This is a genomic window from Pedobacter sp. GW822-FHT03F06 (assembly GCF_058801365.1).
Map to the genome: position 1 here is coordinate 219552 of NZ_JBXANE010000011.1, position 17715 is coordinate 237266.

At 37.7% G+C, this 17715-nt stretch carries 10 protein-coding genes; 3 read left to right on the top strand and 7 right to left on the bottom strand.

What is annotated here, in order from left to right:
* Positions 1 to 36: 36 nt before the first annotated feature.
* The 4 genes from AC1RJ8_RS19490 to AC1RJ8_RS19505 form a co-directional block, all read right to left on the bottom strand.
* On the bottom strand, positions 37 to 2397 hold the full coding sequence (locus AC1RJ8_RS19490) for an ABC transporter permease (protein ID WP_492955087.1): 2361 nt from the start codon (positions 2395 to 2397) through the stop codon (positions 37 to 39).
* A gap of 88 nt (positions 2398 to 2485) precedes the next feature.
* Complete coding sequence (locus tag AC1RJ8_RS19495; RefSeq protein WP_492955086.1) at positions 2486 to 4855, bottom strand: ABC transporter permease; 2370 nt, start codon at positions 4853 to 4855, stop codon at positions 2486 to 2488.
* 229 nt (positions 4856 to 5084) lie between these two features.
* Positions 5085 to 5783, bottom strand: coding sequence for an ABC transporter ATP-binding protein (locus AC1RJ8_RS19500; RefSeq protein ID WP_492955085.1), 699 nt, complete (start codon positions 5781 to 5783; stop codon positions 5085 to 5087).
* A gap of 100 nt (positions 5784 to 5883) precedes the next feature.
* Entirely contained in the window at positions 5884 to 7128 is a 1245-nt protein-coding gene (locus AC1RJ8_RS19505; RefSeq protein WP_492955084.1) for an efflux RND transporter periplasmic adaptor subunit, read from the bottom strand.
* Positions 7129 to 7368: 240 nt separating this feature from the next.
* On the opposite strand from AC1RJ8_RS19505, the gene AC1RJ8_RS19510 reads away from it, so the two are divergent.
* The 3 genes from AC1RJ8_RS19510 to AC1RJ8_RS19520 all read left to right on the top strand — a co-directional run bounded on the left by AC1RJ8_RS19510 (position 7369) and on the right by AC1RJ8_RS19520 (position 12466).
* Positions 7369 to 8739 (top strand): sigma-54-dependent transcriptional regulator, encoded by a 1371-nt coding sequence (locus tag AC1RJ8_RS19510; protein WP_492955083.1) that lies wholly within the window; start codon positions 7369 to 7371, stop codon positions 8737 to 8739.
* 97 nt (positions 8740 to 8836) lie between these two features.
* Entirely contained in the window at positions 8837 to 10192 is a 1356-nt protein-coding gene (locus AC1RJ8_RS19515; protein ID WP_492955082.1) for a sensor histidine kinase, read from the top strand.
* Between the two features lie 84 nt (positions 10193 to 10276).
* A complete protein-coding gene (locus AC1RJ8_RS19520) occupies positions 10277 to 12466 on the top strand; it encodes a bifunctional alpha,alpha-trehalose-phosphate synthase (UDP-forming)/trehalose-phosphatase (RefSeq protein WP_492955081.1) in 2190 nt (729 codons plus the stop codon).
* Positions 12467 to 12703: 237 nt separating this feature from the next.
* On the opposite strand, the gene AC1RJ8_RS19525 is transcribed toward AC1RJ8_RS19520, so the two are convergent.
* From AC1RJ8_RS19525 to AC1RJ8_RS19535, 3 genes are all read right to left on the bottom strand, one after another.
* The gene (locus AC1RJ8_RS19525) at positions 12704 to 14488 is read right to left on the bottom strand and encodes a glycoside hydrolase family 15 protein (protein ID WP_492955080.1); all 1785 of its coding nucleotides are present in this window, start codon (positions 14486 to 14488) and stop codon (positions 12704 to 12706) included.
* A gap of 254 nt (positions 14489 to 14742) precedes the next feature.
* The gene (locus tag AC1RJ8_RS19530; RefSeq protein WP_492955079.1) at positions 14743 to 16011 is read right to left on the bottom strand and encodes a glucose-1-phosphate adenylyltransferase; all 1269 of its coding nucleotides are present in this window, start codon (positions 16009 to 16011) and stop codon (positions 14743 to 14745) included.
* A gap of 8 nt (positions 16012 to 16019) precedes the next feature.
* Positions 16020 to 17432 carry a glycogen synthase gene (locus tag AC1RJ8_RS19535; RefSeq protein ID WP_492955078.1) on the bottom strand — a complete coding sequence of 471 codons (1413 nt, stop codon included), beginning with the start codon at positions 17430 to 17432 and terminating at the stop codon, positions 16020 to 16022.
* Between the last annotated feature and the right edge of the window lie 283 nt (positions 17433 to 17715).

Genomic DNA, 17715 nt, shown 5'->3' on the forward strand with positions numbered 1-17715 from the left:
TATTAACCTTACACCTTTTACCTTAAACCCCACGCCTTATTCATATTTTAAAGCATCTACCGGGTTTGCCTTTGCCACTTTAACCGATTGAATACTTACAGTGAGTATAGCAATGATTACCGAAAGACTAATTGCGGCTATAAATGGTAAGGCAGAAACAGAAATACGGTATTCGTATCCGGAAAGCCATTTGTTAATAATAATGTAGGCCAATGGAAATGCAATTACATTGGCTATTGCAACCAGTTTGATGAAATCTTTGTTGAGCAAAGTAAGGATGTTGGCTGTACTGGCGCCCAAAACTTTGCGGATACTGATTTCCTTTTTGCGTTGCTCTGCCATAAATAAAGCTAAACCAAGTAAACCCAGGCAGGAGATAAAAATGGCAAAACCACCGAACCAGTTTGATAATGTGCCTAAAAGCTTTTCATTTTGGAACTTCGATTCGAAATTTTCATTCACAAATTTAACTTCAGCTGGAAATGCAGGATTCAGTCTCTTTACAATTTCATTTATTTTATTAATAGATGAGGTAACATTGCTTTGATCATTTAATCTCATAATTATTGTACTTGTAGCCTGCTTATTTTGTGCAATAATTAACGGTTTCGGACTTTGATAAGGCGACTCCATTACATAATCCTTCACTACCCCAACAATGGTTAAGGGTTGGTCCCAGCTAATCACTTTACCAACAGGGTTTTTCATACCCATCACTTTAACTAAAGCCTCATTAACTAAAACATTTGCGGTATCTACCCGGTCTTTCGAAAAATCGCGACCAGCAAGAATTTCCATTCCTGTGGTTTTAGTCAGATCAACCGTTGTAAATCTATAGTTTACCAGTATTTTTTCATTCTCATCTTTACCAGGCCAGCTTACTGCATACGTATTATTACCGCCAGCGGTTAACGATTGACTGTATTCTGTAACTGCAGTTGCAGCACCAGATTTTAGAATTTCATCTTTTAGAATATTACGTTTACCTGGGTTGGCCAATTCGCCCTCAGCAGAGATTTGAACAAGATTACCGATGTTATAACCGATCGGTTTATTCTTTATAAAATTCAGTTGCTGATAGATAACCGCTGTACAAACAATCAAACATGCAGCAAATACAAACTGAAAAACAACTAAATACTTACGAATAGATAACGATGAGCCACCAGAAAGCTTAAATCCTTTTAATACTTTAACCGGGTCGAATGATGAAAGGTAAAAAGCTGGATAACTGCCTGCAATAATGCCGGTTAATAATGCGAGCCCTAAAAATACAGCCCAGAATTTCCAATCTACATAATCTATTTCCAACGAGATTCGCAACAGGTTATTGAAATATGGCAAACTTACCTCTATTAACACAAAAGCAACCAGCATACTTAGTGTGGTAAGTAAAATCGATTCGAACATAAACTGGCTAACCAGATTATTCCTAGACGAACCAATGGCTTTACGGACGCCGACTTCACGGGCTCTTTTTTCTGATTTTGCTGTAGAAAGATTCATAAAATTAACGCATGCAATCAATAGAATACAGAAAGCTAAAAGAAAAAATATTTTTAACTGGTCTATCCTACCGCCTACATTTTTGCCATTTTCGAATTTTTCATATAAATGCCATTTAGATAGTGGATGCAGAAAAGGTTCTCCATTCGAATTTTTATCATTGGCCTTAATCATACCATGCATTTGATTATTAGCTTGTTCGAAAAAAGAATTATCTTGCAACTGAACAAATAACACGCAGTAATTAGAAGTCCAGCCACTGGTTTTTGTCCAGGGATTTAATGTTTCGTATAATTTCCACGACATTAGGTAATCTATTTCCAGGCTACTGTTTTTCGGTCTGTCTTCAACTACACCCTCTACTTTTAAACTCAGATTATTTTCAAGTTTTACAACCTTATTTAAAGGATCTTCATTACCAAAAAGATTCTTCGCTAGGGTTTCGCTTAAAATTACGCCATCAGGATTTTTTAGAAAAGTATTTGGATTACCTTTCAAAATCTTATAATCAAACATTTTTAAAAAGTCTGGATCAGCAAATACGGCACTTTTCTTAAAGTTATTCTGATGGTAAGAAAGCATTTTATATTCAGGATAAGATAATCGACCAACCTTTGAAACACCCGAAACTTTAGAACGTACCTCGTTTTCCATTAAACCCGGCACCGCAAGAAAGCTGAAAGTTTCTTTTGCCGTTTTCTGATTATTATAAACCAGGTAGGTTTTATCATAATCGGTAAATTGTTTATCATAACCGTACTCGTAAGCAACATAAAGCAACAAAACCATACAGCTGGCCAAGCCAATGGCCAATCCGCCCAAATTAATCAGGGTAAATCCTTTATTTCTCCAAAGGTTTCGCAAAGCGATTTTTAAGTTAAGTCTAAACATAGTTTTAAGGTTGAGGGTTGGAAGGTTAAAGGATGGAAGGCTTTGGGCGCTTTAGCCTTCTACCTTAAAACCTTCTGCCTTCCCTCCTTTATTCATATTTTAACGCATCAATAGGATTTGCTTTGGCCACTTTAACGGACTGAACACTAACCGTAAGTATGGCAATGACTACAGATAAAGCAATAGCCACAATAAACGGCAATGCAGATATAGAGATGCGATACTCGAAGGCTGAAAGCCATTTATTTACAATAATATAGGCTAACGGGAACGCTATAAGATTGGCAATGGCCACCAATTTTATAAAATCTTTATTTAACAACACGAGGATATTGCCGGTACTGGCACCTAAAACCTTACGGATACTGATTTCCTTTTTGCGTTGCTCTGCCATAAAAAGCGCCAGACCTAATAATCCTAAACAAGAAATGAAAATTGCGAAACCACCAAACCAGTTTGAGAGTGAACCTAAAAGTTTTTCATTTTTAAATTTCACTTCAAAAGATTCGTTCACAAATTTGCGGTTAACAGGATAATTTGGTTCCATTTGCTTTACTAAATCATCAATTTTAGCCAGTGATGAACTGATGTTTTGATTTGGATTTAACCGTACAATGATAACCCTCGCGTCTTCCCTTTGATTTACTCTAAAAATCATTGGGGCCACTCTTTGATAAGCACTTTCTACCACAAAATCTTTTACTATCCCAACTGTAGTTAGTTTTTTATCCCAGAAAGTAATAACCTTACCGATCGGATTCTTTAATCCCATCATTTTCACGGCCGCTTCATTTAGCAATACACTGCTTGTATCATTAGGAAATTTCGCAGAAAACTCCCTACCATTAACCATCCTCGTTCCAATAGTTTCTACAAAATCATATCCTATTGATCTATGGTTAAAAGAAATAGCCTCGTTCGGGTTTTTACCTTCCCAGTTTACACCTGTAGTATTATCTCCACCTTCAGTAAAATCTGTACTAAAAAAAGTAACACCGCTTGCAGCGCCTGATTCTAATAGTTGCGTTTTAAGCAATTCTAATTTAACAGCATCATTCATTTTACCGACTACTGCTATTTGAATTAAATTGGACTTATCGTAACCAATAGGCTTATTTTTAACATAATTAAGTTGCTGATAAATTACTGCTGTACAAATAATTAAACTTGCAGCAAAAACGAATTGACCAACCACTAATACTTTCCTCACCGAAGCGGATGAATCTGCTTTAAGTGTGAAACCTTTTAAAACTTTTATAGGCTCAAAAGAAGATAGATACAACGCTGGATAACTACCCGCAATAAATCCGGTTAAAATCATTAAACCCAATAATGTTAACCAAAATGGGCCATTATAATAATCGATTGTTAATTTAATATCTAACAAACTATTAAAATATGGCAAACTAACCTCAATTAAAATAAAAGCTAAAACTGTGGCAATAAATGTGATGAGCAGAGATTCTAAAAAAAACTGATTAATTAACGATCTACGCGTTGATCCGATTGCCTTACGAACGCCAACTTCTTTTGCCCTACGCTCTGAGCGTGCCGTAGATAAATTCATAAAATTTACACAGGCAATTAGCAATATGCAAAAGGCCAGCAATAAAAATATTTTAAGTTGGTCTATTTTACCTCCTACCGATTTACCGTTTACAAATTCATCATATAAATGCCATTTGGTTAAAGGATGTAATAAAGCCACTGACAAATTATCTTTTTGATTCCGCTTGTAGATACCATGCATTAAACCATTTGCCGCAGAGAAAAAGTTATTATCCTGTAATTGAACAAGCGTTAAACACATATTATTTCCCCAATTGACTTCCTTCACCCAGGCTTCCCGTTTTTCGAACAATGCCCAGGGCATGATGCACTCAAAAGCTAAGCTACTATTTGCAGGTGCATCTTCTATTACGGCTTCCACTTTTAATACTTCCTGATTTTCCAGCTTTACCATTTTATTAATAGGATCTTCATTTCCAAATAATTTTGTTGCAAAAGATTTGGTAAGGATGATGGTATTTACATCTTTTAAAACTTTTGCTGAATTACCTTCAAGAAATTTATAATCCAATATTTTAATAAAATTTTGGTCGGCAAATATTGCAGTGCTATTTATTTTATTATCACCAACGGTAATTAATTGTTTCCTCGGATAAGTAGTGTGAGAAGCATATTTAACGCCAGGGATTTTTTCTTGCACTTCTTTAGCCATCACATTTGGTGTCCATGCCCAGCTAAAAGTTTTACCACTTGCCTTCATATTTTGATAAACTACATAAGTTTTATCGCTGTTGTTAAATTGCTTATCGTAGCTCCATTCGTAGTTCACATACAATAGCAAAATCATGCAACTGGCCAAGCCAATGGCTAACCCCCCAATGTTGATCAAAGAGAATCCCTTGTTTTTCCAGAGGTTTCGCAAAGCGATTTTTAAGTTTAATTTGAACATATTTTTGAGGTTTAGGGTTTGAGGTGTAAGGCTTAAGGTCTAGGGCGCATAAACCATACGCTTTACCTTTTACCTTTCTTGTGCCACTCCCTAATCTCCCCATCCGGGAAGATTACTGGGCGGCTATCATTAACTAAACTAAAATCTTTTTTGAGGTTGAAGGTAGGAAGGTGCAGGATTAAAGGTTACGATAAATAACCTTCCACCTTTAAACCTTCAGCCTTTAACCTTATATTAGTTCTTCGTTTCTGCTTTTATTGATCTTTTCAGAAATCACGTGACCATCTTTCAGATTGATGATTCTGTTCGAAAAACTGGCATCGTGACTGGAGTGGGTTACCATCACGATGGTAGTACCGGTTTCATTCAGTTCGCAAAGCAACTCCATTACTTCATTACCGTGCGAGCTATCCAGGTTTCCGGTAGGCTCATCGGCCAAAACCAACTTCGGTTTGGTAACCAAGGCCCTTGCCACTGCTACCCGTTGCTGCTGTCCGCCTGATAACTGTTGTGGAAAGTGACCGCTACGGTTTACAATATTCATTCTTTCGATAATTTCGTTTACCAGTTTCTTGCGTTCTCCAGCAGGAATTTTGTTATAAATTAGTGGCAGTTCAATGTTTTCGAAAACAGTTAATTCATCAATCAGATTAAAATTCTGGAAAACGAATCCCATATTTCTTTTACGGAAATTAGACCGTTCTCTATCGTTAAGCGTTAAAAGCTCGGTATCGATAAACTTATAACTTCCGCTTTCGGGCTTATCCAATAAACCCATTACATTTAACAGGGTAGATTTCCCACAGCCCGATGGCCCCATAATGGAAACAAATTCTCCTGCTGCAACATGGAGATTAATACCATTAAGTGCAGTGGTTTCTATCTCCTCAGTTTTGTAAACTTTTTCCAGATTTTCTATTTTAATCATAATTCTAGTTGTTCTAGTATCAAGTATTCAGTATCAGGTATCAAGACCTGAGTGTTATTTTATTTCTAATTGTTTAGTCCTTTTTCAACAAACTCCAAACTTATTTATTGATCTCCACCTGATCGTACTGGTTAAACTGATCGTAAGATGAAGTAATTACTTCGTCGCCTTTCTGCAAACCATCCAATATTTCATAGTACAAATAATTTTTTCGCCCGATTTTAACGTTTTTCTTGGTGGCTTTACCATTATTTACTACAAATACCCAAGAGCCGCCTGTACTCTGGAAAAACTGTCCCTGGGCAAGAAGCAGCGATTTACTATTGTCAGACAAGGTTAATTTTGTTTGTAACGATAATCCGCGACGTAAACCTTCAGGTGCAGCCCCCTTAAAAACCATTTCAACCTGAAACTGACCAGCTGTAACTTCAGGGATTACTTTACTCACGGTTAAATTATAAGTTTTACCATTAAACTCACAGTTAGCGGTTTGTCCTTCTTTTACCCGATTGATATAATATTCGTCAACTCCTGCCTGAAGTTTATAACCCTGCAGTACGTCAATCTTTCCAATCATTTCGTTAGAGTTATAAGATTTTCCGATAACTGGATCGTAAGAAGACAGCTTACCAGATACAGGCGCCTTAATGGTCATATTTTCGATGTTCTTACGGATCATCTCTAAACTTTCGTTCATTTGCCCCATCGATTGATCGATCTGAGCCAACTGCATCTTTCTGCTTTGGTTTTCTTGTTTAATCGCTTGACGCACAATCTTCAATTTACCCTGGTAATATTCGTAATCCTGATTCGATTTATTAAATTCCTGTAGTGTGATTACTTTTTTAGCAAATAGTGAGCTATCTAATCTATACTGACGGGTTGCTGTTCTTAAGCTATTTTCTACATCTAAAACATCCTGATTTAACACCCTTTGGTTTTGCTCTAAATCCAACCGCGATTTCCGCAATTGGTTAATCTGCTCGGTTGCTGCTGTTTGACTTGAGGTATAACTCAACATGGCATTTGAGTTGGAAATTCTCAATAATGGGGTTCCTTTAACTACCGAAGCACCATTTTCAGTAAAAATTTCGGCAACTGTTCCACCTTCTGATGAACTTACGATTACCGAAGTTAATGGAACTACGCTGGCATTTAATAACACTACATCTTCAAAATCACCATATTCTACTTTGCTGATGGTTAATTTATCGGCATCTGCGCTGTAAACTTTTTTGAGGGATAAAGTATAGCCATAAATTACAACCGCTGCAAAAGCAATTGCTCCACCTATTATTAAAAGGGTTTTAGTGCTAAATCTTTTTTTCTCTATTTTCTTATCCATGTGTTCGGTTGTACGGTTTGGTTTCATCAATAACCAAGCTTGTGCCAAAAGCGAAAAACACATTTAAAACACTAATAATCAACAAATTAATAGTTATCTTATTTTTTATATGTTCATTATCGGACAGTTGATGTGCGGGAGCGGACAGTTTTGGTATTTTTGCCTCACCCCTTCATCCCTCTCTTGAAAGCGAGGGACGGCAAAAGAATAAATATATACTAACTTTAATAGCGAGAGATTATGCTTGACGCCACAGTTTTAATTATCGATGATGACGACGATATTCTGCTTAGTGCCCGTTTGTTTTTAAAGCAGCAGGTAAAGCAGGTAATAACATGTAAATCGCCTAAAGAGATCAATGTTTTATTGAGCAAAAATGAAATTGATATCATCTTGCTGGATATGAACTACCAAAAAGGAGCCAGTGATGGCCGTGAAGGTCTTTATTGGCTAGAACATATTTTATCGGTTGATAAAGATTATGTAGTCATATTAATGACTGCTTTTGGTAATGTTGAACTGGCAGTAAAGGCGATTAAAAAAGGCGCTACCGATTTTATTCTTAAGCCCTGGGAAAATGAAAAGTTATTTGCCACCATTTCTTCGGCATCTAAACTCCGCGAATCGACCAAAAAGGTAAAGAAATTAGAAAAAATACATTCATCGCTCCAAAAAGACCTTACCCGAGGTTTCGAGAATATTGTTGGGCAGGCAGATGAAATAAAGCATTTACAGCATACGCTCTTAAAAGTAGCCCCTACTGATGCTAATGTGCTTATTCTGGGCGAAAATGGAACAGGAAAACAGGTTTTTGCTTATGAAATACATGGTAATTCGCAAAGGAAAAACCAGGTGTTTATGCATGTCGATTTAGGCTCGTTAAACGAAAATTTATTTGAAAGCGAATTATTCGGTTATGCTAAGGGTGCCTTTACAGATGCCAAAGAAGATAAACCAGGTCGCTTTGAGCTGGCCGATGGAGGAACGATCTTTTTAGACGAGATTGGAAATTTAACATTACCGCTTCAGGCTAAACTCTTAAGCGTTTTGCAAAACCGTACAGTTACCCGTTTAGGTGAAAGTAAAGCGCGTAAGGTGAATGTCCGTTTAATAACCGCTACCAATATGCCCCTGAATGAAATGGTAGCTAAAAATACATTTAGACAAGATTTATTGTTCCGCATTAACACTGTCGAGCTTTTGCTACCAGCCTTACGTAAACGTGGAACAGATATTCTACTCCTGGCCAATCATTTTATGCAGGTTTTTAGCTCGAAATACCATAAAGACATCCGAAAATTGAGTAATAAGGCCCAAGAAGCACTTTTACAGTATAAATGGCCGGGAAATGTGCGCGAGTTACAGCACGTTTTAGAAAGAGCGGTTATTATGAGCGATGGTGCTGATATTGCAGAAGAAGATTTGCAGTTAAGTCCGCAGCGCTACGCACAGAACAACGCTATACCAGATGAAATGGCGCTTGAGGATATGGAAAAAATGATGGTGCAGAAAGCAATTGACAAACACAAAGGAAATATATCAAAAGCCGCGGCAGAACTCGGTTTAACCAGAGCTGCACTGTACAGAAGAATTGAGAAATTTGGAATCTAAGAAAGGTTGAAGGCAGGAAGGCTGAGGGCGAAAGGTTAAAATTTCCGCATCACCTTAAACCCTCCACCTTTTAACCCTTTACCTTCAACCCTAAAACATGTTTTACCAACGTTTTACTTTCCGTTTAATATTTCGCCTGCTGATGATCAATCTGCTGGGCTATCTCTTATTTTACCTGATTAAAAACACCCAGCTTTGGTTTACCATCATCGGCGTAGCTTTAATTTTATTGGGTACGATTATTTCCCTTTATTATTATATCAATCAGATCAGATCAGATATTAACCGTTTCGTTTTAGCCGTTAAAACGAGAGATCATACCCTAAATTTTAAAAACAAAGTAACTAAAGGCAGTTTCCCTGAGCTATACGAATCCTTCAGCGATATTTTACAGGTTCATAAACAGATCAGATTGGAACAAGAAGCCATGTTTCAATTGATTAAAACCATTTTGGAGCAGGTTCCCGTTGGTGTAATCGTGGTAAATAATACCATTCAGAAAGAGCATGAAGAGGTTGCATTTTTTAATCAGGCCGCTTCAAATCTTTTAGGTATTCCGGCGTATAAGTATTGGCACAGGGTAAAGCAACACCTCCCAACCTTTGCAACAGAAATAGAGCAGATTTTAACTGGGGGGAAAAGGTTTCTGGAATTGAAAATCCAGGATAAACTGATTCAATTATCTACCGAAGTTATTCCATTAAATCTTTACGGAAATAACTATACCATTATCAGTTTCCAAAACATTAAAGATGAGATTGAGCAAAAAGAAACGGAAGCATGGAATAGGTTAATTGGTGTAATCTCCCACGAGATCTTAAACTCAATTACCCCCATAAGTTCATTATCGGATACGATCAACCGGATGGTAACCGATAAAAAGAACCTCACAGAAGACGAAATGGACGATCTGAAAACGGCCCTGCAAACCATACAAAGAAGATCTTCTGGTCTATTAGATTTTGTAAAGGATTATCGGCTAATTGCCGAGCTGCCTACACCAAACCTCGAATCGCATACCATTGGTGAAATACTGAAACACATTAAGGTATTGATGCAGCCATTTGCCAAAGTTAAAAATGTGGTATTGGATGTAGAACAAACCTCTTCAAAAATCACCATTCAGCTCGACCTGAAATTAATTGAACAAGTGCTGATCAACCTCATTACCAATAGTATTTACGCTGTAGAGAACAGAGAACACCCGCACATCAATGTAAATTACCGGTTGGAAAACACCAAGCTATACATTGATGTTACCGATAACGGGAAAGGCATCGATGCCAGTAATCTCGAAAAGATTTTTGTTCCATTTTACACCACCAGGAAAAATGGATCAGGAATAGGATTAACGATTAGCCGCAACATTATGAAAATGCATAGAGGCAGCATAGAAGTTGTTTCAATGCCTGATAATGGCGCCACTTTTTCTTTGGTATTTAATTACGTTTAATCATTTGAATGTTTTTTCGACCTAAAAAATCAAACAAAACAGTTTTGATATGCTTTTAATAATGTGGATACATCAAATACAAGCATGAAGACAGTTATAATATCGAACAGACTACCCGTTAAAATCATCGAAGAAAACAACGAATACACCCTTATTCCGAGCGAGGGCGGCCTTGCCACAGGATTAGGAGACGTTTATAAATCAGGCAATTCCATTTGGATCGGCTGGCCCGGTATAGAAGTACCGGAAGAACGTCAGGAAGAAATTACTCAAAAACTTGCCGCATTAAACCTTTATCCAGTTTACCTTACTCAAGGCGAAATTAATCTATATTACGAAGGCTTTTCAAACGAAATATTATGGCCAGTATTTCACTACCTTGTTACTTATGCGCATTACGAACAAAGTTACTGGGACTGCTACCGATCGGTTAATGAGAAATTTGCAAAAAGTGCTATGCAAGTCCTCAACAGAAAAGATAAAATTTGGATCCAAGACTATCAGTTGCTGCTTTTGCCGGGTATTTTAAGAGAAAAACTGCCAAATGCTACCATCGGTTTTTTCCAGCATATTCCTTTCCCATCCTACGAAATATTCCGTTTAATCCCCTGGCGCGAAGAACTATTGAACGGCTTAGTTGGTGCCGATTTAATCGGTTTTCATACCTATGACGATGTTCGCCATTTTATTAGCACGGCAACACGCTTGCTCCCTGTAAATTCATCATCAAACATACTCAATAGCAACGAAAGGCAAATTGTTGTGGAAGCTTTTCCAATGGGAATTGATTTCGATAAATTTTCAGGTTTACCAGCAACTGATCGGGTGCAACAAGAGATCGACTATTTCAGAGCAGGTAAAGAAGATATGAAAGTAATCTTGTCTATAGATCGGCTCGATTACAGCAAAGGCATATTAGAAAGATTAAAGGCTTTAGAATTACTGCTCCAGCACCATCCTGAATACATCGGCAAAATCGAGCTTTTTATGATCGTTGTGCCCTCTCGGGACACCGTTCCAAAATATAGCGAACTCAGAGATCAGATTGATCAGTTCGTCGGAAATTTAAATGCGAGGTACCGTTCAATGAACTGGATTCCGGTAAATTATTTTTATCGTTCCTTCCCTATTGAAGTGCTATCGGCCCTTTACTCCACAGCAGATATCTGTTTGGTTACGCCTATGCGCGATGGAATGAACCTGGTAAGTAAAGAATATGTGGCCAGCAGGAATGGTAATGATGGTGTATTAATTTTAAGTGAAATGGCCGGAGCTTCCAAAGAATTAACTGATGCCATAATCGTAAATCCCAATAACATTGGTGATATTATGGAGGCTATTGTAGCAGCGCTGAAAATGTTGCCTTCAGAACAACAAATGCGTATGAAAGCCATGCGTGCAATTGTACAAAAATTCAATGTTAAACATTGGGTTAACAATTTTATTTTAAGATTAAACGAAGTGAAAGATTCTCAAAAATCGTTATTAACAAAACATGCAGTAAATGCTATTAATGAAGTGATTGTAGCTAAATATGCGCAAACACAAAATCGTGTGCTATTTTTAGATTATGATGGTACCCTTGTAGATTTTACCGGAAATATTGACGACGCTTCGCCAGATGCCGAATTGTATGATTTAATTGAAAACCTAACCCTTGATAAGGCAAATAAAGTTGTGATTATTAGTGGGAGAAGAAACGAAACCCTCGAAAAGTGGTTTGGACACCTAAAGGTAGATCTGATTGCAGAACATGGTGCCTGGCAAAAATCGAACGGAGATAAATGGAACAGCCTGCCACTTTTAACCGACCAGTGGAAACAAGAAATAAAAACGCTATTAGAAACTTATACAGACCGCACTCCAGGATCATTTATTGAGGAGAAAAGTTACTCTCTGGTTTGGCACTACCGCAAAGCAGAAGAAGGACTTGGCGATTTAAGGGCAAATGAAATTATCAGCCATATGAAAATTTTAGCTGCCGATAAAGGTTTGCAACTCATGCCTGGCAATAAAGTGATAGAATTTAAGAATATGGAAGTGAATAAAGGAAAAGCTGCTTTAAACTGGCTTTACGATAAACACCCTGATTTTATTTTGGCCCTTGGTGATGACCATACTGATGAAGATATTTTTAGGGCATTACCAGATGATGCTTTCACCATTAAAGTTGGCAACAACATTTCGGAAGCAAAATATTACCTAAATGATTTTAATGAAGTGCGAAAACTGCTTTGGAGTTTAGTAAAAGAGGCGTTTGTAGGGCGGAGTTAATTATTTAATATTTCGGCTGGTGAAAAGACAACTGATTGAAAAATAATCAATTTTTAGCTGCCTTTCCCAACTCAAGTCGTCATGCTGAATTTATTTCAGCATCTTCCCGCAGGATGGACCCTGAAATGAATTCAGGGTGACGATTCATAATTTAAATAGCTAAAAGAACAACTAGTTGGTCGGGATTTGCAATCCCGACCTTTGCAAGGTGGATGTAATCCACTTTGCAATTACATCTTACAAAAATATCGGTCTATCCAGTTTAATTGCAATACGATAAGCCGCATTCATTAAACCTACATGACTATATGCCTGGGGAAAATTACCCCATTGGCTACCCGTTTTAGCATCAACATCCTCACTGAACAGCAAAAGGTGATTACAATATTTAATAATATTCTCAAATTCTTTAATCGCTTCATCGGTCCGGCCAACACAGGCCAAAGCTTCCACATACCAAAAGGCACAGATTAAAAATGTTGTTTTTGGTTTACCAAAATCGTCAGCATGTAAGTAACGGTAAAATAGTCCATCTTCCGTTTTCAACTCCTTTTCTAAAGCTATTAAATGATCTTTCGCCCGATCTGAGGCCGGATCCAAGTAATTCATCATGATCAACTGTAGCGTACTGGCATCTAAATGTGTGCTTCCTACAGCATTGGTGTACACTTTTCTTTCTGGATCGTAGCAGGCCTCTATATGTGCCGCAGCCTTATCGATTAAAACCTTTGCACGCTGCTCAAAATCCTCGTTACCAATCGTTTTAGCCATTTTTAAAGCAGCCTGTGCTCCTGCCCATTGAAATAGGTTACTGTAACAATGTACGTTGGCAATATTCCTGAATTCCCAAATTCCGGCATCCTTTTCATCGATCGTGCGCTCAATTTTAGAAAGCACACTTTCAATCCACCTTACCGAATCGCTACGTTCGGAAAAAACAAAACGGTGGTCGGTATAAAGTGGCAACATCGAAATTAAAACCTGACCGTAAATATCATTCTGAATATGTTCGTAGGCCTGGTTTCCTATTCTAATGGGCTGCTCGCCTTTATAACCTTCCAAATGACTTAACGTATGCTCGGTAATTTCCCTTTCTCCTGCAATACCGTACAAGGGTTGATAGCGTGTATCTTCTGCGTGTGAAATATCAGAAAGGTAATTAAAATACTTCTCCATTTCTTCAAAATGACCAATATGGTTAAGTGAAGTTAATACATAGTGCGAATCTCTTAACCAGCAATATCTATAATCCCAGTTTCGGGTACTGCCGGGCGATTCTGGTAAACTAGTTGTACTGGCTGCTATAATTGCCCCCGTATCTTCATATTGATGGATTTTCAGCACTAGGGCCGATCGGATTACAAAAGGTTGGTAAAAACCAGCGATTGATGAATGTTTAATCCACAATCGCCAATAGGCGATGGTTTCACGCAAAAAATTTTCGGCGGTGCTTACTACCGGGGCCTCTAAATTTTGGCCATAAGTCATAATAAGGTATTTAGCCTCATTTAGTACAAATGCTTTCTCGTCAAAAATATAGGTAAGCGATACATTGGTGCTTAAACGGATGTTTTCATCGCAGCCTAGATAATCAATGTGATTACTGCCCCTGCTCGATTTCATTTTACCTTTACCATAATCGCAAACCGGCTCGCATTTGATGGTAATACGTGGGTTACCTTCTAAAGGTTCGATCTTTCTGATGAGCATTAACGGTTTAAAATAGCGATCGTATAGGTGAAATCGTGGTGCAAAATCGGTAATCCGGTATTTCCCGTCTTCGGCAGTGATCTCTGTTCTTAAAACATTGGTATTCTCGATGTAATATTGATTAGAACTGAACTCACCCTGAGGTAGAATTGAAAATTCACCACCTTTTTTCTTATCCAATAAACTGCCAAATACAAAAGGGCTATCAAAACGGGGCCAGCAAAGCCAAGATATATCAGTGTTTTTATTTACATGTGCAATGAAAGCGCAATTTCCTATAATTCCTGTTTGATAAAGGTGTTGTTCGGCCATAGAATATAATTTTGTTTATTTACTAACAAGCCGATCGGAAAAATGTTAGGGAGAAATGTCAAAAAGAGATTGTGTAAATATTTTTCAATTTATTTTCTACCAAAACGTCATGCTGAATTCATTTCAGCATCTTCCTTGCAAGATAGACCCTGAAATAAATTCAGGGTGATGTATGGATTAAACCTGTGAAATCTAAAAACAAAAAAGCCAGTTTAGATTACTCTAAACTGGCTTTATGAAAATTAGTATTTTTTCTAAATTACTGTTCCACTAGGTACAACAGCACCTTTTTTAATTACCACGATACCATCTTTAACGGCATAAAGCTCAAAGTCACCATCTTCCAAATGATCGCCCCCATTAATTTTTACATCATTGCCAATGCGACAGTTTTTATCGATGATGGCATTATTAATAAAACAACGATCGCCGATCCCTATTAAAGAATTTCCTTTGCCCGTTTCCTCCTGTATCTCTTCTAAGGTTTGGTACCTATCGCTGCCCATAATGTAAGCATTGGTAACAACCGTATCCTTTCCAATCCTTGATCTGATTCCCAAAACAGCATGTTCTACTTTGCTCGCCTGAATGATACAGCCTTCGGCAATAATTGTCTTATCCAAAGTGGTACCCGAAATTTTTGAAGGAGGCAGCATCCGTGCCCTGGTAAAAATAGCATGGTTACTATCGAACATATTAAATTTAGGAATTTCATCTGTTAGGCCTAAATTGGCTTCAAAGAAAGATGAAATATTTCCAATATCAGTCCAATAACCTTCATACTGGTAACTTAAAACCCTGCTCTGAGAAATTGCTCTTGGCAAAATCTCTTTGCCGAAATCTTTTTCCTCTTCATTCTCATTTAAAATATTGATCAGGTATTCGCGGTTGAAAACGTAAATACCCATCGAAGCTAAGAAATTACGTCCCTCACCCTGCATTTCTTCACCAGTGTCCGAAACCCAGTCTTCTAAACCCGTTTTAGGCTTTTCGATAAAAGAGGTGATCATGTTTTCCTCATCGGCCTTTAAAATACCAAAATCGGTTGCATCTTTTGCCGTTACCGGAATAGTGGCAATGGTAATTTCTGCATTGGCTTCAATATGTTTCTCGATCATATCTTTAAAATCCATCTGGTACAATTGATCTCCGGATAAAATTAAGATGTAATCGAATTCGTGCGAAACAATGTGATGCATACACTGACGAACGGCATCTGCTGTACCTTGGAACCAACCTGAGTTTTGTACAGTTTGTTCAGCAGCCAAAATATCAACAAAGGCAGTACTAAAATGGCTAAAGTGATAGGTGTTTTTAATGTGTTTGTTTAGGGATGCCGAATTAAACTGGGTTAACACAAACATTCGATGAATTCCAGAATTTAAGCAATTCGAAATCGGAATATCTACCAATCGGTATTTACCAGCAATTGGAACTGCCGGTTTAGAACGTGTTTGTGTTAGCGGCGATAATCTAGAGCCCTGGCCACCGCCAAGGATAACGCCTAAAACTTTGTCAGTCATCTTTAAGCTTATTTTAATATTTGGTATAATTCTATATAATTTAATGCTGCGTTATCCCACGAATGGTCTATTTTCATCATTGTTTTTCTTACTGCTTTAAAAGTCTTCTTGTCGTTATACAACTCAACAGCACGGTTAATGGCATGGGTAACATCCCAAATACTCGTTTGATCATGGCAAATTCCAAAACCTCCGTCGCCAATATCAATTACAGTATCCTTCAATCCACCAATCCGGCGCACAATGGGAACAGTTCCGTACCTTAATGCATAAAGCTGATTTAAACCACAGGGCTCCACTCTCGATGGCATGATCAGAAAGTCTGCACCAGCATACATTTCGTGCGAAACCTGCTCATTATAACCAATATAGGCATTGTACTTACCAGTAAAAATGTCTTTTAATTGATTTAAACGGCCCTCTACCCAGTTATCGCCCGATCCTAAAACCAGGATATTGATATTGTCGCCATGCTGTTGTAAAGCTGTGTAAAAAATATCAGGCAATAAATCGGCACCTTTTTCATCAACCAATCTACCAATAAAAGTAAACAGAGGTTTAGATGGATCTAATTGAAAAACATCGCAGAGTGCTGTTTTGTTTGCCAGTTTACCAGCTTCAACTGTTTTTAAATTGTAACTTTTGCTCAGCATCGGGTCTGTTTCCGGATCCCAAACCTCGCTATCAATTCCGTTTAATATTCCTACCGATTTCCAACGCTCTTGTCTCAACAAACTTTCCAAGCCACGGGCATTGTTCATCATTTCGTCCAGGTAACTTGGCGAAACCGTAGTTACTTTCCAGGCACATTTAATGGCCGATGCTAAAGGGTTAATGGCATCTTCCCAGCCCAGTAAACCACCTTTCCACAAATCGAATGCGGGTATGTAATATAATTTATCCCACCCAAACTGACCTTGGTATTGTGCATTATGAATAGTTAAAACCGTCGGGACACTGCTAATTGCTTTATATTTTATGCAATTTGAAACCATAAACGGAATTAAACCGGTATGGTGATCGTGGCAATGAAGTACATCCGGACGATGCTCCCACTGTACAATCCAATCAAGCGTAGCAATCTGGAAAGCCACAAATCTTTCTGTATCATCGCTATAACCATATACATTTGGGCGGTCCGTTAAGCCCTGAATATGGATCACGTATAAATCAAAGCCCAATTTATTGGTTCTTTCTTTTAAAATGCGGTACTGAAAGTGGTGATTACCATAGTTTGCCCATGCATCGTAAGTTACTTCAAATTCGCTTTCGCGGATAAATTTGGTATCGTACGCAGGAATAACCACCTTGGCAATGTGGCCTAATTTATTTTGATATTTTGGTAAGGCCCCTACTACATCGGCTAAACCACCAACCTTTGCAACTGGGTAACACTCGGCGCTTATATGTATAATTTCCATCAAATATTTGGTGTAGATAACCTAAGTAAGTTACTAATTGTTTTGAGTTTTGCAAATAATGAAAATTATATTTTTAGTTGATTATTTTAAGGGAAAAATCGTCATCTCGACTGGAGCAAAGCGAAACGGAGAGATCCAATTTGTATAAATTTACTTTAGTTTTTCATTAGTAAGTGAATGTTCAGTTCTTTGTGGCGAGCTACAGTCCTGCTCATATCTTTATCTTTATAATAAAATAATCAAAAGAGGGAGATAAACTTGTAGTCCCGCAAGGCACGGAAAT